Genomic DNA, 20868 nt, shown 5'->3' with positions numbered 1-20868 from the left:
GCGGCCGACGGTGCCCCTGTGTCCAGGTCTCGGCGGACCCGGTCGGCGGCGGTGTCCAACGGAGCCTCCTCGGCAGCGGGTCGCTGCTCGTGACCTCCGCCAGATCCGCCGGGGTGAGCAGGACCCCGCGAGGAAGGCCGCACAGCGACCGTTCGATGGTCGGCGAGAGTAGGGCAGATCCGGGTGAGCCGCTCGATGGGCGAGACGGGGAGGAGTGCGCGGCCCGGTCGGGGGAGACCCTGCCGGGCCGTTCCCATGTCAGGGCCTTGCTCCGCCGCCAGGATTCGAACCTGGACCATCGGAACCAAAATCCGAGGTGCTGCCGTTACACCACGGCGGATCGTGCACGGTCATCGTGGCACGCCCGATCAGGCGACTTCGCAGCGCACCTCCCTTCCCGGTTGCTTTGCGATGGCCCATCTCACGGACAAACACCCACTATCGGGCGGTGTGACCCCGGGCGCGGCGACCGTGCGTCGAGTTGACAGACTGCAGCGCGTGCTGAAGGCGGATGTCTCAGAGGTGGCGGCGACGGTGTCCGGCATCACGATCTCCTGCAGGTTGTGCGGCTCGACGGAGCTGCGCAGCTTCTGCGATCTCGGCGCGACGCCGCCCTGTGAGCTGTTCCTCACCACGGAGACGGCCGAGCAGCCGGAGCCGACGTACCCGCTGCACGTGCGGGTCTGCAACGCCTGCCTGCTCGCCCAGCTCCCCCCGGAGATCACGCCGGAGGAGACGTTCTCCGAGTACGCCTACTTCTCCTCGTTCAGCTCCTCGTGGGTCGAGCACGCTCGCCGGTTCGTCGACTCGGCCGCGGAGCGCGCAGGGCTGGGCACCGACTCGTTCGTCGTCGAGGTCGCGTCCAACGACGGGTACCTGCTCCAGCACGTCGTCGGGAAGGGCATCCGCTGCCTGGGCGTCGAGCCGAGCGTGAACGTCGGCGATGCCGCACGCGAGAAGGGTGTCCCGACCCTGACCGCGTTCCTCACCCCGGAGACGGGCGCACAGGTGCGGGCCGAGCACGGGCCGGCGGATCTGGTGTGCGGCAACAACGTGTTCGCCCACATCCCGGACGTCGTCGGCTTCGCGCAGGGCCTGCGTGCCATGGTCGCCGACGACGGCTGGGTCTCGATCGAGGTCCAGCACCTGCTCACGCTCGTCGAACGCAAGCAGTTCGACACGATCTACCACGAGCACTTCCAGTACTACACGCTGCTCACCGGGCAGCGGGCGCTCGCCGCGGGCGGGCTGACCCTGGTCGACGTCGAGCTGCTCGACACCCACGGGGGATCGATCCGGATGTGGGCGCGCCCGGCCGAGGTCGCGGCGGCGCCGTCCGACACGGTGCGCGAGGTGCTCGCCGCCGAGGCGGCCGCCGGCCTGCACACCCCGGAGGGGCACGACGGCTTCGCCGAGGCCGTCTCCACCATCCGCGACGACCTGGTGTCGTTCCTGATCGACGCACGCCGCCGCGGCAAGCGGGTCGTCGGCTACGGCGCGCCCGGCAAGGGCAACACCCTGCTGAACTACTGCGGCATCCGGCCCGACCTGCTCGAGTACACGGTGGACCGCAACCCGTACAAGCACGGCCGGTTCACCCCCGGCACGCGGATCCCCATCCACCCGCCGGAGCGGATCGCGCAGGACCGCCCCGACTACGTCCTGATCCTGCCCTGGAACCTGCGCACCGAACTGACCGAGCAGCTGGCCGGAGTCCGCGAGTGGGGCAGCCGGCTGGTCTTCCCGATCCCGTCGCTCGAGGTGGTCTGACGTGAAGGTCGTCCTGTTCTGCGGTGGCTACGGCATGCGGATGCGCGACGGCGCCTCCGACCTGCCCAAACCGATGCACCCGGTGGGTCCGCGCCCGCTGATCTGGCACGTGATGCGGTACTACGCCCACTTCGGACACAAGGACTTCGTCCTGTGCCTGGGCTACGGCGCGCACCACATCAAGGACTACTTCCTGAACTACGACGAGACCCAGTCCAACGACTTCGTCCTGCACCAGGGCGAGGTCGAGCTGATGGGCAGCGACATCAAGGACTGGAACATCACGTTCGTCCACACCGGGCTCGGGTCGCCGATCGGCGAGCGGCTGCGCCGGGTGAAGGCCCTCGTGGCCGACGAGGAGATGTTCCACGCGAACTACGCCGACGTCCTCACCGACGCCCCGCTGGACCGCATGGTCGAGCAGTTCGCGGCCACCGACGCCGTCGGACAGCTGATGGCCGTGCCGCCGCAGTCGGCGTTCCACTGCGTGGACGTGACCGAGGACGGGCGGCTCGACTCGATCACCACGCTGCAGGAGATGCCGCTGTGGGAGAACGGCGGCTACCTGATGTTCCGGCCCGAGGTCTTCGACTACATCGAGAAGGACTGCGACCTGGTCGGCGACGTCTGCGCCCCGCTCGCGAGCAAGGGCCGGATGTCGGCCTACCGGTACCGTGGGTTCTGGCAGCCGGCCGACACCGTCAAGGAACGCAACGCCCTCGAGGCCGCCTTCCAGAGCGGCGCCCGGCCGTGGATGCTGTGGGAGTCCCGCGACACCGACCGTGACCCGCTGCAGGCCGCGATCGCCGAGCTGCACCGCAGCAGCCACCAGCGCGACTGAGCGAGGCTTGCGCAGCGAACATCGACACTGAGTGCTGGACCCGTGGCGTACTGGGGGGACCGGAGACCGTGCTGAACCTGCTGCCCGAGCGGCTGGACCGCATCCTGCTGCTCGGCGCGCACTGCGACGACATCGCGATCGGGGCGGGTGGCGCTCTGCTGGAGCTCTGCCGTGCCTACCCCGGGGTGCACGTGACCGCGCTCGTGCTGACCGGGGCCGGTTCGCTGCGCGAGGAGGAGGAGCGGGCCGCGCTCACCGCGTTCTGCCCCGGCGCGCACCTCGAGGTCGTCGTCCTGGATCTGCCCGACGGCCGGGTGCCGCAGCACTGGGAGCGGGCCAAGACGGCGCTGGAGGACCTGCGCGCCCGGGGTGAGCCCGACCTCGTCATCGGCCCGTCGCCGCACGACGCACACCAGGACCACCGCACGCTGGCGCAGATGATCCCGACGGCGTACCGCGACCACCTGACCCTCGGGTACGAGATCCTCAAGTGGGAGGGCGACCTCGCACAGCCGACGGTGTACCTGCCGCTCGCAGAGCCGGTGCTGCGCGAGAAGATCGCGAAACTGAACGAGCACTACGGTTCGCAACGTGACCGCACCTGGTTCGACGACGAGACCTTCCGCGGCATCGCCCGGGTGCGCGGCGTGCAGTGCCACGCGCGCTACGCCGAGGCGTTCCACGTCCAGAAGCTGACCCTCTCCGTCGCGCCGATCGCCGGTTCCGAGCCGGCAGGCTTCGACACCGCCTGACCTCCACCACGCCCACACTCGAAGGGACCACCATGCGGGTACTGCTCACCGGACATCAGGGCTACCTGGGAACGGTGATGGCACCGATCCTCGCCGCCGCGGGCCACGAGGTCACCGGCCTCGACTCCGGACTGTTCGCCCAGTGCGTGCTGGGACAGCTCGACACCCCGGACGTCGCAGGCCTGACGACCGACGTCCGCGACGTCACCGTCGACCAGCTGGCCGGCTTCGACGCCGTCGTGCACATGGCCGCGCTGTCGAACGACCCGCTGGGTGCGCTCGCCCCGGAGATCACCTACGACATCAACCACCACGCCTCGACGCGCCTGGCCCGGCTGTCGAAGGAGGCCGGCGTCGGCCGGTTCGTCTACGCGTCGACCTGCTCGGTCTACGGTGCCCAGTCCGGCGACGACCTGGTCGACGAGGACGCCCCGCTGAAGCCGGTCACCCCGTACGCGATCTCCAAGGTCCGCGTGGAGGGTGATCTCGCAGACCTGGCCGACGAGCACTTCGTGCCGGTCTCGATGCGCAACGCGACCGCCTTCGGCTTCTCGCCGCGGCTGCGCGCCGACATCGTGCTGAACAACCTGGTCGGCCGCGCGATCCTCACCAACGAGGTCACCGTGCTCTCCGACGGCACCCCGTGGCGCCCGCTCGCGCACGCCGAGGACATCGCCGGTGCGGTCGTCGCCGCGCTGGGTGCCCCGGCGGACGTCGTCCGGGCCCGCGCCTACAACGTCGGCACCGAGCAGAACAACCGGACCGTCGCCGAGATCGCGAAGGCTGTCATCGAGGCCGTCCCCGGCTCGACGCTGAACATCACCGGTGAGGCCGGCAGCGACCCGCGCTCGTACCGGGTCGACTTCTCCCGCGCACGCAAGGAGCTCGGCTTCGAGGCGGGCTGGACCATCCCGGCCGGCGCGGAGCAGCTCGCCACCGAGTACAAGGCCCGTGGCCTGACCCAGGACTCGTTCGACAACTCCTTCACCCGCCTCGCCGTGCTCAACGCGCGGCAGGCGGCCGGGGAGCTGGACGAGTCGATGCACGTCATCCGCTGACGAGACCCCTGACGGCCGGCCCGTCCCGCGCTACGGTCGCGGGGCGGGCCGTCTGCCGTTCCACGAGGGGGAGCCATGTGCCGCAACATCCGGACGCTGCACAACTTCGAGCCGCCTGCCACGGCCGACGAGGTGGACGCGGCGGCGCTGCAGTACGTCCGCAAGATCGCCGGTTCGTCGAAGCCGTCGCAGGCCAACGCCGAGGCCTTCGACCGTGCCGTCGCCGCCGTCGCCGAGGCCACCCGGGAGCTTCTAGCCGGGCTCACGACGACCGCACCGCCCAAGGACCGCGACGCGGAGGCCGCCAAGGCCCGGGCGCGCGCCGAGCTGCGCTACGCCCGCTGATCAGGAGGCCGGGGCGGCCAGGGCGTCGATCTCCACCAGCATCTCCTCGCGGGGCAGGCCCGCGATCACCGTGGTGCGGGCGGGCAGCTCGCCGCTCGGCACGTGCCGGGACACGAACTCGCCGTAGGCCTCGTTCATCGCCGCGAAGTGCGCCCGCTCGGTCAGGTAGACGCGGAACATCAGCACGTCGGCGACCGACGCCCCGCCGGCCTCCAGGATCGCCCGGACGTTCTCCAGCGTCCGCAGCGTCTGGACCTTCACGTCGCCCGGTGCGATGTAGGTGGCGGTCGCCGGGTCCATCGGCCCCTGGCCGGAGACCTGCAGCAGCCCGCCCTTGCGGATCCCCTGGCTGAAGGTGTGCGCCGGGGCCGGTGCGTCCGGCGTCGACACGACGGTGGTGCTCATCTCGGTCGTCCTCTCAGGTGGGTCGCCAGCCGTGGTCCCGGGAGATCGCCCCGGCCACGGCCAGCAGTGACGGAACCAGCTCGATCAGCTGGTCGTAGGTGGTGACGATGCTCGGCACGGACACCGACACGGCAGCCACGGTCCCGGCAGGCCCGCGGATCGGCGCCCCGATGCAGTTGATCGAGGGCTCGTTCTCCTCACGGTCCTGCGCCCAGCCCTGCTCGCGCACGAGGGCGAGCTCGGTCAGGTAGGCGCCGCGGTCGGTGATCGTGTTCGGGGTGCGGGCGACGAAGTCCGTCCCGTCGAGCACCTGCCCGGCCGCGGCCGGGGACAGGTCGGCCAGCAGGACCTTCCCGGCCGCCGTCGAGTGCACCGGGCCGCGCAGCCCGATCCGGGACGCCATCCGGACGTGGTCGTGCGACTCGAGCTTGTCGATGTAGACGATCTCGCTGCCGACCAGCTCGGACAGGTGCGTGGTGTGGCCGTGCGCCCGGTTGAACGCGAGCAGGTGCGGCGCGGCGATCGACCGGACCTCGCGCTGGTCGAGGCCGCGTGAGGACAGCTCGAACAGCCGCGATCCCAGGTGGTAGCGGTGCTGGCCGTCGCGGTGCACGAAGTGCTCGTCGGCGAGTGTGCGCAGCAGCCGCAGCACGGTCGTCTTGTGCGCCTCGATCCGGGTCGCGAGCTCGTCCAGCGACGCCGGGCCCTCCCCGAGCACGGCCAGGATCCGCAACGCCTTGCCCAGACTGCCGCTCACACCGCCACACCCTTCACGAGTCCGCCCGGGCCGACGCGCAGGGCGGCCCACGCGCCGGCGTCGAGGTCGAGCAGGTGGTCGGGCAGCGGCGGGGCCGAGTCCCCGGGCACGACGAGCACCGCGGCGGCGCCGAGGTGGCCGCGCCGCAGGCAGCGGGCGACATCGTCACCGCGCACCAGTCCGGTCAGCAGGCCGGCGGCGAAGGCGTCGCCCGCCCCGACCGGCTCGACGACGTCGACCGCGAGCGCGGAGCGGGAGGTCGCGGTGCCGTCGGTGTGCACGGCCACCGCGCGGTCGGCGCCGTCCTTGACCACGATCAGCTCCGGGCCCGGGAGCAGCGCGCGGATCCCGGCCGGGTCACCGGTGCCGAACACCCGGACGGCCTCGTCGGCGCCGACCAGGACGACATCGGCGAGCCCGGCGAGGGCGACGACGGCCGCCGGGTCGCCGTCCGGCCACATCTGCTCGCGCCAGTTGACGTCGAACGACACCCGGTAGGTCCGCGGACGGGCGAGCAGCGCGGCCAGTGTCGCGGCGCAGGACGGTGAGACGGCCGCCGTGATCCCCCCGACGTGGACCCAGCCGGCCTCCGTGAGCAGCTCCCGGGCCCGGGGCCGCCCGAGGAGGTCCGGCCCGGTCGCCGAGGCGGCCGAACCGGTCCGGCGGTAGTGCATGCCGGTGCGCGGGCCGTCCGGGCCCGGCACCGCGGCCTTCGCGTAGCGGCCGGTCGGGCGAGCGGGGTCGGTCTCGATCCCCGTGGTGTCCACACCCGCGCCGGCGAGGGTGCGGGCGACCAGCGCGCCGTGCGGGTCGTCGCCGACCCGGCCGATCCAGGCGACGGGTACCCCGGCCGCGGCGAGATCGAGTGCCACGTTCACCTCGGCACCCGCGGCGCTCGCCGGGGCGGCGGGATCGTCGACCGCGTCGAGATCGGACACCAGCGCGAGGGCCTCGCCGAAGCACACCACGCCGCCCGCCGCGATCTGCCGACCTGCGGTTTCCACTCCTCGAACCCCTCCACTGCCGTTGACTCTGGCGTCGGGCCGATGCTAGAACGGCGATGCTAAATACGCAACTAGAGCTGCAAAATACGCAACGTCGCAGCTCAGAGTGGGGGTCCGATGACGAGCTCGACGGATGCCGGTCTCCGGCTCGGATCGCTCGGTGTGGAACGGCCCGGTCCGTTCGCGAAGTCCGTCCCGCCGCTCGCCGGCACGGTCGCCGAGTGGCTGGCGACCTCACCCCGGCTGTCCGCGCTGGCCACGCCGGTGCTGACGCTCGACCACGGTGCGCTGCACGCCAACGCCGCCCGGATGGACCGCTGGTGCGCCGAGCACGGCGTCGAGCTGGCCCCGCACGGCAAGACGACGATGGCGCCGGCGCTGTGGGACCTGCAGCTGCGGACCGGCTCGCGCGGCATCACCCTCGCGACGCCGTGGCAGGCCGCGGTCGCGATCGAGTTCGGCGTCCGGTGGATCATGCTGGCGAACTCGCTGGTCGACCCGAGCGCGCTGCGTGCGCTGGCCGCCGCCCGGGACGCCGACCCCGCGCTCGAGATCGTCAGCTGGGCCGACTCGGTCGACACCGTGGCGGCGATGGAGGCCGGGGCCGGGCGTCCGGAGCGGCCGCTGACCGTCGCCGTCGAGCTCGGGGCGCCGGGCGGGCGGACCGGGGCACGCTCGGTCGCCGAGGCCGAGCGGGTCGCCGCGGCGGTCGCCGCGAGTCCGGTGCTACGCCTGGGTGGCGTCGGCGGCTACGAGGGCGCCCTGGCACACGATCCGTCGCCGGAGTCACTGGCCACCGTGCGTGCCTACCTCGACGACCTGGCCGAGCTGCACCGGCGGCTGCTGCCCGCCTACGAGACCGCCGAGGTCGTCGTCACCGCCGGCGGCAGCGCGTACTTCGACCAGGTCGTGGCGGCGCTGGCCGGGCTCGCCGACGACCGCACCCGGGTGGTGCTGCGCTCGGGCGCCTACCTGGTGCACGACGACGGCTTCTACCGCGGCATCTCCCCGCTGGCCCGCGCCGAGGGGGAACCGTTCCGGTCCGCGATGCACGTCTGGGCCCGGGTGGTGTCGACCCCGGAGCCGGGCCTGGCGTTGCTCGACGCCGGCAAGCGGGACGTGCCCTTCGACGAGGGACTGCCCGAGCCGCAGCTGCTCGCCGACGACCTCGGCCGCCCGTCCCGCCCGCTGGCCGGGACGGTCACGGCGGTCAACGACCAGCACGCCTTCCTCCGCACCGACGACCCGGTCGCGGTCGGCCAGGTGGTGCGGCTCGGGTTGTCGCACCCGTGCACCGCGTTCGACAAGTGGCGCTGGATCCCGCTGCTCTCCGCAGACCCCGCCGTCGACGACCCGCAGGTCGCCGACCTGGTGCGGACGTTCTTCTGATGCGCACGCTGCTGCGCGGCGGGACCGTCGTCGACGGGACCGGGGAGCCGCGGTACGCCGCCGACGTCCTCGTCGAGGGCGACCGGATCGCCGCGATCGGTGACGGTGCGGTCGGTGACGGTGCGGGGCCCCGGCCGGACCGGATCGTCGACGTGACCGGGATGGTCGTCGCCCCCGGGTTCGTCGACATGCACGCCCACTCCGACCTGCGGTTGCTCACCGAGCCCGCGCACCTGGCGAAGGTCTCGCAGGGCGTGACGACCGAGGTGCTCGGCCAGGACGGGCTCTCCTACGCCCCGGTCGACGACGACGTCCTCGCCGTGCTCCGGCGCAAGATCGCCGGCTGGAACGGCGACCCGGGCGCGGAGCTGTTCACCTGGCGCAGCGTCGCCGGGTACCTGGACCGTCTCGACGAGGGCGTCGCGGGCAACGCCGCCTACCTGGTCCCGCACGGGACGGTGCGCGCGCTGGTCTGCGGCTGGGACGACCGGCCCGCGACCGCCGACGAGATCGTGCGGATGCAGGAGCTGGTCCGGACCGGGATGGCCGAGGGCGCGGTCGGGCTCTCGGCCGGGCTCACCTACACCCCCGGGATGTACGCCGAGGGCTCCGAGCTCGTCGAGCTGTGCCGGACGGTGGGGGAGCTGGGCGGATTCTTCGCCCCGCACCACCGCAGCTACGGCGCCGGCGCGCTGGAGGCCTACGCCGAGATGATCGGTGTCGCGGACTCGGCCGGGTGCGCGCTGCACCTCGCGCACGCGACGCTGAACTTCGGCCCGAACCGGGGCCGGGCCGGTGAGCTGATCGCGATGCTGGACGCCGCGATCGAGCGCGGCACCGACGTCACCCTCGACACCTACCCGTACCTCCCCGGCGCGACGACGCTGTCGGCGATCCTGCCGAGCTGGTCGCAGTCCGGCGGGCACGAGGCGACGTGCGCACGGCTGCGCGACCCGGCGGCGCTCGCCCGGATCCGGCACGACCTGGAGGTCCGCGGCTCGGACGGCTGCCACGGCGTCGTCGCGGAGTGGGACACCATCGAGATCAGCGGTGTCACGAACCCCGATCTGGCGGGGCACGTCGGCCGCACCATCGCCGAGATCGCCGGGAGCGGCGACCCGTTCGACGCGCTCGTCGAGATCCTGCTCGCCGACGACCTCGGTACCGGGATCCTGCAGCACGTCGGGCACGAGGAGAACGTGCGCGCGATCATGCGGCATCCCCGCCACACGGCGGGCAGCGACGGTCTGCTGGTCGGGGCGAAACCGCACCCGCGGGCCTGGGGAACGTTCCCGCGCTATCTCGGGCACTACTGCCGCGAGCTGGGCCTGTTCCCGCTGGAGGAGTGCGTCGCGCACCTGACCGGCCGGGCCGCCGCCCGGCTGCGGCTCACCGACCGCGGGCTCGTCCGGGAGGGGCTGGCCGCCGATCTCGTGGTGTTCGACCCGGACACGGTCACCGACACCGCGACCTTCGCCGAGCCGGCGCAGCAACCGGCCGGCATCCCGTACGTGCTGGTCAACGGTGTCCTCGCGATCGACTCCGGCGAGCGGACGCCGGCACTCGCCGGGCGCGCGCTGCGCCGCCGTGCCGACGGGAGCACGGCATGACCGGGCCTCCTTTGCTCTGCGCACCTCCGCGCACCACCGCCCCTTTGCTCTGCATACCCCGGCGCACCACGGCCCCTTTGCTCTGCGCACCTCCGCGCACCGGCCCCATCTCACCCGCAGGAGAACCCCGATGACGGCCTTCGTCGACTGGCTGCAGAACGACACCGCCGGGCTGCTGACGCTGGCCGCGGTCAGCGTGGCGCTGCTGTTGCTGCTGATCATGCGGCTGCGGCTGGAGCCGTTCATCGCACTGATCGTGACCAGCGTGCTGGTGGCCCTGATCGCCGGTGTCTCGATCACCGACCTGGTCGGGACGCCGCTCTCGGCGTCGGACTCACTGCTCGAGACCGGGTTCGCCGGGATCCTCGGCCACATCGCCCCGATCATCGGTCTGGGCACCGTGCTCGGGGCGATCATGGAGCGCTCCGGGGGGGGGCGGATGCGCTCACCGAGCGGCTGCTGCGGCTGTTCGGGCCGAAGGGGGCGCCGCTGGCGATGGGCGTCACCGGCCTGGTGCTGGGCATCCCGGTCTTCTTCGACATCGGGATCTTCGTGCTCGCGCCGCTGGTCTACGTCGCGGCACGGCGCGGCGGGCGTTCGCTGGTGCTCTACGCGATGCCGATGCTCGCCGGCCTGTCGATGACGCACGCGTTCCTGCCGCCGCACCCCGGGCCGGTCACCGCGGGCGGCCTGCTCGGCGTCGGCATGGGCTGGATCATCGCGATGGGCCTGCTCTGCGGCATCCCGGCCTGGCTGGTCAGCGGCGTGTGGTGGGGCGCGTTCATCGGGAAGCGGGTCCTCGTCGAGGTCCCGGCGGACGCACCGGGTGCGCCCGGACCGGCCGGCGGCGCTGCGGCGGCCGGCGGAGGTGGAGGCGGAGGCGCTCCCGCGGAGCAGGCGCCCGGTGGCGGCGTGGCCACGGGAGAACCGGGCGGCGGCGCGCCGTCGACCGCGACCGGCACCGTCGAGCCGGCCGGAGCCGCGACCGGCACCGTCGAGCCGGCCGGGGCCGCGACCGGCACCGTCGAGCGGGCCGGGGTCGCGACCGCACCGCCGTCCGTCGCGCTCATCTCACTGATCATCGCGGTGCCGATGCTGCTGATCCTCGGCGCGACCGTCGGGTCCGTCGCGCTGCCCGAGGGGTCCGGCCTGCGTGACGTCCTGATCTTCCTCGGTACGCCTGCCATCGCGCTGACGATCAGCGTGCTGCTCGCGATGTACCTGCTCGGTGTCCGGCGCGGCACGAGCATGGGCGAACTGAGCCGGATCTCCGGGGAGTCGCTGCGCCCGGTCGGCATGATCCTGCTGGTCGTCGGTGCCGGCGCGTTCTTCGGCAAGGTCCTGCAGGAGACCGGTGTCGGCGACGCACTGGCCGGGTCGATGACGGCGATCGGCCTGCCGGTGATCGCGTCGGCCTACCTGATCAGCGCGGCGCTGCGGATCGCGCAGGGCTCGGCGACCGTCGCCATCGTCACGACGGCGGGGATCATCGGGCCCACCGTCGCCGCCGAGAGCTACTCGCAGCCGCAGATCGCGCTGATCGTGGTGGCGGTGTCGGCGGGGTCGATCATCGCCAGCCACGTGAACGACGGTGGGTTCTGGATCGTGTCCAAGTACTTCAACATGTCGGTGAAGGACACCCTGAAGACCTGGACGGTCCTGGAGACGATCCTCTCTGTCGTCGGGTTCGCGGCGGCGGGGCTGGTGTGGATGTTCGTCTGACCCGATCCGGCCGCGTACCCGCCGAGATGCGGCTCAGGGGGAATTGTCGATCTCTCCGCGCCCCTGAGCTGCATCTCGGCGCGGATATGGGTTCGGCGCGGGAACCGGCCCGGCCCACGCAGCACCGACCGGCCCGGCCCGGGTGGCGCCGACCGACCCGGGCGAGGTCAGCCCCGGCGCGGGTCAGTCCGCTGTGGGGCAGCCCCGTGCGGGATGGGCCCCGGTGCGGGATAGGCCCCGGGTGTGGGCCAGCTCGCGTGTGGGTCAGCCCCGGCGCGGGTCAGCCCTGGTGCGGGTCGGCGCCGAGGGTGATCGGGGAGCCGTGCGGGGTGGCCGCGGCCGCACGCTGCCAGGCGGCGGTGCGGTCGTCGACGGAGCCGGTGTCGGTGACGCCGTGCTCGGTGAGCAGTTGCTCCAGGGCGGCGAGCCAGGCGTCCCAGTAGTCGCGGCCGGCCTCGATCTCGCCCCCCAGCGCCTCCGCGAAATCCTGACGGTCGAGCACCCCGCGATCCTGCAGGGCGACGGCCAGCGCGAAGGCGCTCGCCTGCCACGGCTCGTCGAACACGGGACCTTCAGGCCGGCTCAAGATAGCTCTCCCAGGCGTCGACGGAGATCGTCGTGGTGGGGTCGGCGTCCGGGCCCCACAGCTCCGGACCGGTGAAGACGACCGTGTAGAGCTGCTCGGGTGCCTCGCCACGGCCGTGCGCGCGGGCGTCGGGCAGCACGTGCGCCCCGCGCCGCGACTCGACGACCCCGCAGCGGCCGCGGACGTAGCGGGGGAGCCGGGTGTGCCCGCGCGGGTGCATGACGCGGGCGCGGACCCGCTCGCCCGCGGCGAACCGCGGCGGGGTGGGCACGTCCCGCTCGGTCGGGGCCCCCGTCGCGAGCACCCGGGCGGTGCCGGCCGGGTCCAGCGGTGCCGGGGCGGGGGCGCCCGGGCGCAGCGACCGGCCCTCGGCGAGCTCGTCCGCGCCGACCAGGCCGTGCTCGACGAGGAGCTTCTCCGTCGCGGCCAGCCAGATCTCGTAGTAGCTCAGGTTCAGGTAGAGCGGCGGCGGCAGCGACTCGCGGGCGTGCCGGGACTCGTCGATCGACCAGCCGCCGGGCCGTGCCGCGGCCAGGGTCAGCGCGAGCACGAGCGGCTCCCAGCCCGCGTGGAACCGGACGTCCTCGGGTTCCGGCTCCACCGGCCCGAACCCCATCGCGCCGCCGAGGTCGTGCGCGCCGTTCACGCCGGGACCTCGACCTGCCGGGTGCCGATCATCGAGTCCCGGGACACGATCGCGGCGAGCCGGTCGGTCGACCAGCCGTCGGTCCCCGGCGGGCGCTGCGGGACGACCAGGTAACGCAGCTCGGAGGTGGAGTCGTGCACCCGGACGGCGACGTCCTCGCCCAGCACCGTCCCGAAGTCCGCGAGCACCGCCCGCGGTTCGAGCACCGCCCGGGACCGGTAGGCCGGCGACTTGTACCAGACCGGCGGCAGCCCGAGGACCGGCCACGGGTAGCAGGAGCACAGCGTGCAGACGACGAGGTGGTGCTCGCGCCCGGAGTTGAACACCGCGGCGAGGTGCTCACCGCCGCGGCCGCCGTAGCCGAGCTCGGCGACCGCAGACGTGGCGTCCGACGCCAGCCGCTCGGCGTACGCCGGATCGGTCCAGGCCCGGGCGACGACGTGCGCACCGTTGCGGGGGCCGACCCGGTGCTGATAGGTCTCGATGATCTCGTCCAGCGCGGCCGGGTCGACGTAGCCCTTCTCGACCAGGATCGACTCCAGCGCCCGCACCCGCGCGTCCACCGCCCGCAATCCCTCGCCCATCCCACCGACGCTAACGACCTCGCGCCGGGCAGTCGAGTGTCACGCGGGTGCGGCCGGCCCGGCATCCGCGTGATACCCGCCGGCGCGACGAGCACAGGTTGACGCGCGTGATTAGCTGAGGCTCACCTATATGTTCGAGGAGGCGACGGCGTGACCGCAGCGGTGACCGAGCAGCGACCGGCGGTCCGGGTCGTGGGCCTGCGACGGCTGTCCGAGACATTCGTGCGGGCCGAGATCGAGGGCGACGGGCTGACCCGGCTCGACCTGCCCGGCGTGCCGGACGAGGCGTGCGTGTTCCACTTCCCGCTCGCCGACGGCGGCCGCGACGAGTACGGCCGCTGGTACACCCTGCGCGAGGTCAGCTCGTGCGGCACCCGGGCCAGCATCGACCTCGTCTGCCACGCCGGCGGCATCGGCGCCGACTGGGCGCGCCGGGCCCGGGTCGGCGACGAGCTCGAGGTCTCCCGCTCGCACAGCTGGTTCCGGCGCCCGGCGGGCGCCCGCTGGCAGATCCTCGTCGGCGACGCCGCGGCCGTCCCGGCACTGGCCCGGGTCGTCGCCGAGACACCTGCCGGGATCGACACCGAGGTCGTCCTCGAGGTCGACGAGATCCCGGCCGACTTCCCGGGCGGCGTCCGCATCCGGCACGAGCCGGCGCCCGGGCACACCAGCCGCCTCGCCGAGATCGTCGCCGGGCTGGAGCTGCCCGACGGCCCGGGATACGTCTACATCGGTGGGGAGGCGGCCGCGACCCGCACCGCCCGCAAGCACCTGCGCCACGAGCGGGGGTTGCCGGCGACGGCGTACGGGGTGCTCGGGTACTGGCGCCGCGACGCCGACACCTTCCGCCGCCGCTGGGCGGAGAACCGGGAGCGCTACGAGCGGGCCTACAGCGCCGCCGAGACCGCGGGCGCCGGCGACGAGGAGAAGACATTGGACCTCTACGAGGCGGCACTGGCGCGCGACGGGCTCCTCTGACCCGGCTCTCCTGACTCCGCTCCTCCGGCTCAGTTCCTCCGGGTCAGTACCTCTGCCTCAGCCCGATGCCGTGTCCCCGATGACGAGGGCGGCGAGCCCGAGCAGCAGCCGCTCGTCCGCCCCGGGCCCGATCCCGATCAGCTGCGCCCCGGCCGGGCGGCCCGGCCCGGCGACCGGGACGCTCACCGCGGGCCAGCCGGTCAGGTTCGCAGGCAGCGCCGGTTCCAGCAGCGCCGCGGCCACGGTGCTGCGCTCCCCGTCGACGTCGACCAGCCGGGCGCCGAGCGGGGTGGCGCGGACCCGGGTGACCGGGGTCAGCACCGCGTCGAAGCCGGCCAGGTGCCGGGCCAGCCGGGCGGTGAGATCCCGTGCGGTGCGCAGCGCGGCGGCGTGCTCGCCGGGTGGTGCGTCGGCGAGCAGCGCGAGGCCGGCCGCCGACTCCGGCTGGTAGTCCCCGCCCCGGCGGGCGAGCGTGCGGGTGTGCAGTGCGTGCGCCTCCGGTCCGAGGATCGGCATGTAGCAGGCGGCGAGCTCCTCGATGCCCGGGGTCGTGACCTCGGTGACGTCGATGCCGGCCCGGTCCAGGGCCGCCGCGGCGCGGTGCACCGCCGTGCGGACCTCGGGCTCGACGGCCGTCCAGTACGGGTCGAGCGCCAGCCCGACCCGGACGACGCCCGGGCGGTGTTCCGGGCCGGCCCCGGCACCGAGTGCGACGCGGGCGGCCAGCGCGGTGCCCGGGTCCGCGGCGAGCAGCCCCACCGTGTCCAGCGACGGCGCCAGGCGCACCGTCCCGGCGCTGGGCAGCGCGCCCCGGACCGGCTTCAGCCCGACCACCCCGCACAGCGCCGCCGGGATCCGCACGCTGCCGCCGGTGTCGGTGCCCAGTGCGAGCGGCAGGTACCCGGCGGCGACCGCGACGGCCGAGCCGGACGACGACCCGCCCGCGATCCGCGCCGGGTCGTGCGGGTTGCGGGCGGGCCCCTCAGCGGCGACGTCGCCGGTGGGGGCGAGCCCGAACTCGTGCGTGTGCAGCTTGGCGACCACGACGGCCCCGGCCGCGCGCAACCGGGCGACGACCGGTGCGTCCCGGGCCGCCGGAGCGGCCTCGGCACGGACCGCGGACCCGGCCCGGGTCGGCATCCCGGCCACGTCGATGAGGTCCTTCACCCCCACCGCGACGCCGTGCAGCGGTCCGCGCGGGCCGTCGCGGTGCAGCTCGGTGCGCAGTGCGGCGGCGTCGCGCAGGGCACGCTCGGCGTCCAGCGACACCACCGCGCCGTAGGGGTCGGCGCGCAGCCGCTCCAGCGCCTCGGTGACGTGCTCCACCGGATCCCGCAGGCCGGCGGGCACGGCCGGGGCGGTGCGGGGCGACGGCATGGAGATCGACGGTAGCCGGGGCCGGCCGGACCGTCCGCTCGTTGCCGGGCCTCGGCAACTGTGAGCTGTGTCAGCTGTCCGAGGTCCGGCCTTGACCGTCTCGTCACGACAGGTCGATGCTCGGGGTTCGGGCCACGACGGCCCGGGAACAGATCCGGGCCGCCCAGCAGCCCGGCAGTAGCGGACCGCTCGTCCGCTCCGGCCCGCCACGACGGCGGCACCGGCACCCACCGTCCGAGAGCGACGGCACATCCCGAACATCCGAGGTCGGGCCCCGGCGTGCACCGCCGCGGACCCGCGAGAGAAGCATGGGGACCCCACCGTGTGGATCTACCGCAGCAGGGCCGGCGAAACCGCCGTCCGGTCCTGGTGTCAGCGCCGTCTCGACGACCGGCTCCCGGACCACCGCCGTGAGCTGTGGCCCGGTCCGGCGGGGACGGAGTACCACGCCGCGCACCTGGTCATCGCCGGCGAGCAGCACGACCGGACCGTCGTGCTGCTGCCGGGGCGGCACGCCAACGCCGCGACCCTGGCCGATCTCATCGCCGTGCTCGCGACCCGGCGCCGGGTCGTCGCCGTCGACCTGCCCGGCGAGCCGGGCCTGGGGTCGGGCGGATGGCCCAACACCGACCGGATGCGCGACTACGGCGACTGGATCGACGACCTGCTCGTCGACGTGGCGCGCCGGTCCCCGGGCGGGGTCACCGTGCTCGGGCACGAGTTCGGTGCGGCGGTGGCGCTGGCCGCGCGCCCGGCGCCGCACCTGCGGGGACTCGTCCTGGCCGGACCGACCGGTGTGGTGCGCCGGGCCTGGACGCCCCAGGTCGCGGCCGCCCTCGCGGCCTGGCGCGGCGCCCGCGGCCGGTCCGGCGCCCAGCGGCTGCTCACGACCCTGGCCGGCCCCGGCTGGCAGCCGCAGTCGGAGCTGGTCGAGTGGCTGGACCTGGTCGGCAGGCACGTGGCGATGAGCAGCACACCCCCGCCGCGACCCGAGTGGGTGCCGCGGTGGCGCGAGGTGCCGTCCGTGGTGGCGGTGGGCGAGCACGACCCGGTGCTCGGCGACGGGCGCCTGGTCGAGCCGGTGCGCCGCCTGCTGCACACCGATGTCGTCACCGTCCCGGGTGCGGGCGCACTGCTGCCCTACGAGTGCCCGGAGACCGTCGCCGGACTGCTGGACCGGCTCGAGGCCCGCGCCGCGACGATCGGGGTGCCGGACACGGTCGCCCGGTGACACCCGCCGTGGACGGGTGAGGTTCCCCCCGGCCCCAGGTCGGGGGGGACCCGTCGGCGCACCGGCGTATCGTCGAGGGCGACTCCCCGCTCCGTGCCCGGGCCGGGGTCTGTCCCGTGCCTGTTGCACCAGCCCCGTCCCGAGGAGTCCGCGCCGTCGTGGCCATCCTGTCCGGTCTGCTCACCTCCGCCCTGTCCGACCCCGGACTGAACGCCGCCGTCGACGCCGCACGCGCGGCCGACACCCGCACCGGCGAGACCCCGGCCGTCCAGGTCGAGGGCCCGGCCGCACTGCGCCCGTTGCTCGCCGCCGGCCTGGCCGAGCACGCCTGCGTGCTGGCCGTGACCGCCACCGACCGGGAGGCGGAGGATCTCGCCGCGGCGGTGTCCGATCTGCTCGGTCACGGCGACGCGCTCGACGCGGCCACCGACTCCGTCACCGACAGCGCGGGCGCACCGGTCGTCGTGCTGCCGTCGTGGGAGACGCTGCCGCACGAGAAGCTCTCCCCGCGCCCGGACACCGTGGCCCGCCGGCTGACGATCTTCCACCGGCTCGCCGACGCCTCGACCGCACCCCGGGTGGTCGTCACGGCCGCGCGGTCGCTGATCCAGCCGGTCGCGCCGGGGCTGGGTGCGCTCGCCCCGGTCCGCCTCGCCGTCGGCGAGGAGCACGACTTCGCACCGCTGCTCGAGCGGCTCGTCGAGCTCGCCTACACCCGCGCCGAGATGGTCACCACCCGCGGCGAGTTCGCCGTCCGCGGCGGCATCCTCGACGTGTTCCCGCCGACCGCCGACCACCCGGTGCGCGTCGAGTTCTGGGGCGACGAGGTGTCCGAGATGCGGGCGTTCTCGGTCGCCGACCAGCGCTCGGTCGGCGAGGTGACGCAGGTCGTCGTGCCGCCGTGCCGGGAGCTGCTGCTCACCGGGCCGGTGCGGGAACGGGCCGCGGCGCTGGCCGCCCAGCAGCCCGAGGCCGCCGGACTCGGTGGCAACCCGCTGCGCGAGCTGCTGGAGAAGCTGGCCGAGGGCATCCCCGACGAGGGCATGGAGTCGCTGATCCCGGCGCTCGTGGGCGCCGAGATGCAGCAGCTCACCGACCTGCTGCCGTCCGGGTCGCGGGTGCTGCTCGCCGACCCGCAGCGGATCCGCACCCGCTGCGCCGACCTCGTCCGCACCGGTCAGGAGTTCCTGGAGGCGTCCTGGCTGGCGACCGGGGCGGGCGGGGAAGCCCCGATCGACGTCTCGGCCTCGGCCTACCAGGGCCTCACCTCGACGCTGCGGCACGCCACCGGCAGCGGCCGGCCCGTGGTGTCGCTGAGCCCGCTGCTGTCCGGCTCCGAGGACGTGATCGTCCCGGCCGTGCACGAGATCGAGCCCTACCGCGGCGACATCGACCGCGCGCTGACCGACCTGCGCGCGCACGTGGCCACCGGCGGGTCGGCCGTGCTGGTCCTGGCCGGGCAGGGCACCGCCGACCGCTCGCTGGAGCAGCTGCGCGAGGCCGAGGTGCCCGCCACCGCGGTACCGACGCTGGCCGACGCACCGGAGAAGGGCGTCGTCACCGTCACCTGCGGGCGCCTGCTGAACGGCTTCACCGCCACCGAGGTCGGCCTGGTGCTGGTCTCGGAGGCGGACCTGACCGGTAGCCGTGCCGGGCTGGACGCCGCCCCGCGCAAGACCACCCCGCGCCGGCGCAACGCCGTCGACCTGGCCGTGCTGGCGCCCGGCGACCACGTCGTCCACAACCAGCACGGCATCGGGCGCTTCGTCGAGATGAAGGAACGCACCGTCCAGGGCGCCACCCGCGAGTACCTGGTGCTGGAGTACGCGAGCTCCAAGCGGGGGCAGCCGGCCGACCGGCTGTTCGTCCCGACCGACGCGCTCGACGAGATCAGCCGTTACGTCGGCGGCGAGCAGCCTGCCGTCAACAAGCTGGGCGGCGCGGACTGGGCGAAGACCAAGGGGCGCGCCCGCAAGGCCGTCAAGGACATCGCGGCCGGGCTGGTGCAGCTCTACGCGGCGCGCCAGGCGTCGCCGGGGCACGCGTTCGGCGCCGACAGCCCGTGGCAGCGCGAGCTGGAGGACGCCTTCCCCTACACCGAGACCCCCGACCAGCTCTCGGCGATCGACGAGGTCAAGCGGGACATGGAGCGCCCGGTCCCGATGGATCGGGTCATCTCCGGCGACGTCGGCTTCGGCAAGACCGAGATCGCGGTGCGGGCGGCGTTCAAGGCCGTGCAGGACGGCAAGCAGGTCGCCGTCCTCGTGCCGACGACGCTGCTCGCCACCCAGCACCTCAACACGTTCGCGGAGCGGATGCGCGCGTTCCCGGTGGAGGTGCGCGGGCTGTCCCGGTTCACCGACACGGCCGAGGCGAAGGAGACGATCGGGAAGCTCGCCGACGGCACCGTCGACATCGTCGTCGGGACGCACCGGCTGCTGCAGACCGGAGTCCGCTACAAGGACCTCGGCCTGGTGGTCGTCGACGAGGAGCAGCGCTTCGGCGTCGAGCACAAGGAGCACATCACGGCGCTGCGCGCGCACGTCGACGTGCTGACCCTGTCCGCGACGCCGATCCCGCGGACCCTGGAGATGAGCCTGGCCGGTATCCGCGAGATGTCGGCCATCACCACCCCGCCCGAGGACCGGCACCCGACCCTGACCTACGTCGGCGCCTACGACGACAAGCAGGTCGCCGCCGCCGTCCGCCGCGAGCTGCTGCGTGACGGCCAGGTGTTCTACGTGCACAACCGGGTCTCCTCGATCGACCGGGCGGCGAAGAAGATCCAGGACCTGGTGCCGGAGGCCCGGATCGCCGTCGCGCACGGCCAGATGAACGAGGAGGTGCTCGAACGCACGGTCAACGCGTTCTGGCACCGCGAGTCCGACGTGCTCGTCTGCACCACGATCGTCGAGAACGGCCTGGACATCTCCAACGCCAACACGCTGGTCGTCGAGCGCTCGGACACCCTCGGGCTGTCCCAGCTGCACCAGCTGCGTGGCCGGGTCGGGCGGGGCCGCGAGCGTGGCTACGCCTACTTCCTGTTCCCGCCCGAGCACCCGCTCACCGAGACCGCGCACGACCGGCTCGCCACCATCGCCCAGCACTCCGAGCTGGGCGCCGGTGCGGCCGTCGCGATGAAGGACCTGGAGATCCGCGGCGCGGGCAACATCCTCGGCGCCGAGCAGAGCGGCCACATCGCCGGCGTCGGGTTCGACCTCTACATCCGGCTCGTCGGGGAGGCCGTCGCGGCGTTCCGGAAGCAGACGGGCGAGGACGGCGCCGAGCCGGAGGAGCTCGTCGAGGTGCGGGTGGACCTGCCGGTCGACGCGCACGTCCCGCACGACTACATCGACGGCGAGCGGTTGCGCCTGGAGGTCTACCGCAAGATCGCCGAGGCGCCGGACGACGCGGCCCTGTCCGCGATCGTCGAGGAGCTGACCGACCGCTACGGCGATCCGCCCACCCCGGTGCGCAACCTGCTGGAGGTGGCCCGGTTCCGCCAGCTCTGCCGGCGGCTCGGCGTCCGCGAGGTCGCCTCGGCCGGGGCCCAGCTGCGGATCGGCCCGATGCAGCTGCCCGACTCGGCGCAGCTGCGGCTCAAGCGGCTCTACCCGAAGGCGCAGTACAAGGCGGCGGCGCAGATGGTCACCGTGCCGAAGCCGGTCCAGGGCGGCCGGATCGGCGGGGCGCCGGTGCGCGACGTCGAGCTGCTCGGCTGGTGTGCAGAGCTGCTGGCGCAGATCGTGCCGGCCCCGGCACCGGTGCACAGCTCGGCGACCTGATCGCCGGGCCGGACCCGGCGCCGGCGCC

18 protein-coding genes, 1 tRNA gene and 1 pseudogene are annotated in these 20868 nt (G+C 73.9%); 12 read left to right on the top strand and 8 right to left on the bottom strand.

Annotated features, from left to right (window positions below; genetic code table 11):
• Positions 1-269: 269 nt before the first annotated feature.
• Positions 270-340 (bottom strand) — tRNA-Gln (locus tag JOF36_RS33005).
• Between the two features lie 194 nt (positions 341-534).
• On the opposite strand from JOF36_RS33005, the gene JOF36_RS33000 reads away from it, so the two are divergent.
• The 5 genes from JOF36_RS33000 (at position 535) to JOF36_RS32980 (ending at position 4766) form a co-directional block, all read left to right on the top strand.
• Positions 535-1770: a methyltransferase domain-containing protein gene (locus tag JOF36_RS33000; RefSeq protein ID WP_307862773.1), complete on the top strand. Its 1236-nt coding sequence runs from the start codon at positions 535-537 to the stop codon at positions 1768-1770.
• A 1-nt stretch (position 1771) separates the two neighbouring features.
• Positions 1772-2611, top strand: a complete 840-nt coding sequence (locus JOF36_RS32995) for a sugar phosphate nucleotidyltransferase (RefSeq protein WP_210034575.1) — start codon at positions 1772-1774, stop codon at positions 2609-2611.
• A 68-nt stretch (positions 2612-2679) separates the two neighbouring features.
• Complete coding sequence (locus JOF36_RS32990) at positions 2680-3363, top strand: PIG-L deacetylase family protein (protein ID WP_210034574.1); 684 nt, start codon at positions 2680-2682, stop codon at positions 3361-3363.
• A gap of 32 nt (positions 3364-3395) precedes the next feature.
• Positions 3396-4421 carry an NAD-dependent epimerase/dehydratase family protein gene (locus JOF36_RS32985; RefSeq protein ID WP_210034573.1) on the top strand — a complete coding sequence of 342 codons (1026 nt, stop codon included), beginning with the start codon at positions 3396-3398 and terminating at the stop codon, positions 4419-4421.
• A 75-nt stretch (positions 4422-4496) separates the two neighbouring features.
• Positions 4497-4766, top strand: coding sequence for a DUF2277 domain-containing protein (locus JOF36_RS32980; protein ID WP_210034572.1), 270 nt, complete (start codon positions 4497-4499; stop codon positions 4764-4766).
• Here the strand turns inward: JOF36_RS32980 and JOF36_RS32975 are convergent, their stop codons facing one another.
• The 3 genes from JOF36_RS32975 to JOF36_RS32965 are packed head-to-tail and all read right to left on the bottom strand — an operon-like array spanning position 4767 to position 6932.
• A complete protein-coding gene (locus JOF36_RS32975) occupies positions 4767-5171 on the bottom strand; it encodes a RidA family protein (RefSeq protein ID WP_210034571.1) in 405 nt (134 codons plus the stop codon).
• A gap of 13 nt (positions 5172-5184) precedes the next feature.
• Positions 5185-5928 (bottom strand): IclR family transcriptional regulator, encoded by a 744-nt coding sequence (locus JOF36_RS32970; protein WP_210034570.1) that lies wholly within the window; start codon positions 5926-5928, stop codon positions 5185-5187.
• Positions 5925-6932, bottom strand: coding sequence for a sugar kinase (locus tag JOF36_RS32965; protein WP_210034569.1), 1008 nt, complete (start codon positions 6930-6932; stop codon positions 5925-5927). The genes JOF36_RS32970 and JOF36_RS32965 overlap by 4 nt, the downstream gene beginning before the upstream one ends.
• A 117-nt stretch (positions 6933-7049) precedes the next feature.
• On the opposite strand from JOF36_RS32965, the gene JOF36_RS32960 reads away from it, so the two are divergent.
• The 4 genes and pseudogenes from JOF36_RS32960 (at position 7050) to JOF36_RS32950 (ending at position 11653) form a co-directional block, all read left to right on the top strand.
• Positions 7050-8321, top strand: coding sequence for an alanine racemase (locus JOF36_RS32960; protein WP_210034568.1), 1272 nt, complete (start codon positions 7050-7052; stop codon positions 8319-8321).
• Positions 8321-9931 (top strand): N-acyl-D-amino-acid deacylase family protein, encoded by a 1611-nt coding sequence (locus JOF36_RS32955; protein WP_210034567.1) that lies wholly within the window; start codon positions 8321-8323, stop codon positions 9929-9931. Before JOF36_RS32960 ends, JOF36_RS32955 begins: the two co-directional genes overlap by 1 nt.
• 130 nt (positions 9932-10061) lie before the next feature.
• Positions 10062-10307 (top strand): annotated as a pseudogene (locus JOF36_RS41140) (GntT/GntP/DsdX family permease); the annotation flags it as partial.
• Between the two features lie 119 nt (positions 10308-10426).
• Positions 10427-11653 carry a GntP family permease gene (locus JOF36_RS32950; RefSeq protein WP_372447437.1) on the top strand — a complete coding sequence of 409 codons (1227 nt, stop codon included), beginning with the start codon at positions 10427-10429 and terminating at the stop codon, positions 11651-11653.
• Positions 11654-11933: 280 nt separating this feature from the next.
• On the opposite strand, the gene JOF36_RS32945 is transcribed toward JOF36_RS32950, so the two are convergent.
• From JOF36_RS32945 to nthA, 3 genes are read right to left on the bottom strand one after another with little or no spacing between them, the layout of a single operon-like run.
• Entirely contained in the window at positions 11934-12218 is a 285-nt protein-coding gene (locus tag JOF36_RS32945; RefSeq protein WP_210034566.1) for a nitrile hydratase accessory protein, read from the bottom strand.
• A gap of 7 nt (positions 12219-12225) precedes the next feature.
• Positions 12226-12885, bottom strand: coding sequence for a nitrile hydratase subunit beta (gene nthB, locus JOF36_RS32940; RefSeq protein WP_210034565.1), 660 nt, complete (start codon positions 12883-12885; stop codon positions 12226-12228).
• Positions 12882-13469: a nitrile hydratase subunit alpha gene (nthA, locus tag JOF36_RS32935; protein ID WP_210034564.1), complete on the bottom strand. Its 588-nt coding sequence runs from the start codon at positions 13467-13469 to the stop codon at positions 12882-12884. The genes nthB and nthA overlap by 4 nt, the downstream gene beginning before the upstream one ends.
• Before the next feature lie 150 nt (positions 13470-13619).
• Between nthA and JOF36_RS32930 the strand changes: the two genes are divergently transcribed.
• On the top strand, positions 13620-14447 hold the full coding sequence (locus tag JOF36_RS32930) for a siderophore-interacting protein (protein WP_210034563.1): 828 nt from the start codon (positions 13620-13622) through the stop codon (positions 14445-14447).
• Between the two features lie 57 nt (positions 14448-14504).
• On the opposite strand, the gene JOF36_RS32925 is transcribed toward JOF36_RS32930, so the two are convergent.
• Positions 14505-15824, bottom strand: coding sequence for an amidase (locus JOF36_RS32925; RefSeq protein ID WP_210034562.1), 1320 nt, complete (start codon positions 15822-15824; stop codon positions 14505-14507).
• Positions 15825-16146: 322 nt separating this feature from the next.
• Between JOF36_RS32925 and JOF36_RS32920 the strand changes: the two genes are divergently transcribed.
• Both JOF36_RS32920 and mfd read left to right on the top strand, forming a co-directional pair.
• On the top strand, positions 16147-17055 hold the full coding sequence (locus JOF36_RS32920) for an alpha/beta fold hydrolase (protein WP_210034560.1): 909 nt from the start codon (positions 16147-16149) through the stop codon (positions 17053-17055).
• Positions 17056-17222: 167 nt separating this feature from the next.
• Positions 17223-20840: a transcription-repair coupling factor gene (gene mfd, locus JOF36_RS32915; RefSeq protein WP_210036408.1), complete on the top strand. Its 3618-nt coding sequence runs from the start codon at positions 17223-17225 to the stop codon at positions 20838-20840.
• Positions 20841-20868 lie beyond the last annotated feature (28 nt).

The organism is Pseudonocardia parietis, from assembly GCF_017876315.1.
Lineage (GTDB): Bacteria > Actinomycetota > Actinomycetes > Mycobacteriales > Pseudonocardiaceae > Pseudonocardia > Pseudonocardia parietis.
Note: the sequence above shows the minus strand (reverse complement) of the source record. Positions and strands in the feature narration are given on the sequence as shown.

What these genes read in the sequence shown, in the direction of transcription:
- JOF36_RS32975 (WP_210034571.1), bottom strand. Translation starts at nt 5,171, where the DNA reads ATGAGCACCACCGTCGTGTCGACGCCGGACGCACCGGCCCCGGCGCAC.
- JOF36_RS32950 (WP_372447437.1), top strand. Translation starts at nt 10,427, where the DNA reads ATGGGCGTCACCGGCCTGGTGCTGGGCATCCCGGTCTTCTTCGACATC.
- JOF36_RS32985 (WP_210034573.1), top strand. Translation starts at nt 3,396, where the DNA reads ATGCGGGTACTGCTCACCGGACATCAGGGCTACCTGGGAACGGTGATG.
- JOF36_RS32960 (WP_210034568.1), top strand. Translation starts at nt 7,050, where the DNA reads ATGACGAGCTCGACGGATGCCGGTCTCCGGCTCGGATCGCTCGGTGTG.
- JOF36_RS32955 (WP_210034567.1), top strand. Translation starts at nt 8,321, where the DNA reads ATGCGCACGCTGCTGCGCGGCGGGACCGTCGTCGACGGGACCGGGGAG.
- JOF36_RS32925 (WP_210034562.1), bottom strand. Translation starts at nt 15,824, where the DNA reads ATGCCGTCGCCCCGCACCGCCCCGGCCGTGCCCGCCGGCCTGCGGGAT.
- nthA (WP_210034564.1), bottom strand. Translation starts at nt 13,469, where the DNA reads ATGGGCGAGGGATTGCGGGCGGTGGACGCGCGGGTGCGGGCGCTGGAG.
- JOF36_RS32980 (WP_210034572.1), top strand. Translation starts at nt 4,497, where the DNA reads ATGTGCCGCAACATCCGGACGCTGCACAACTTCGAGCCGCCTGCCACG.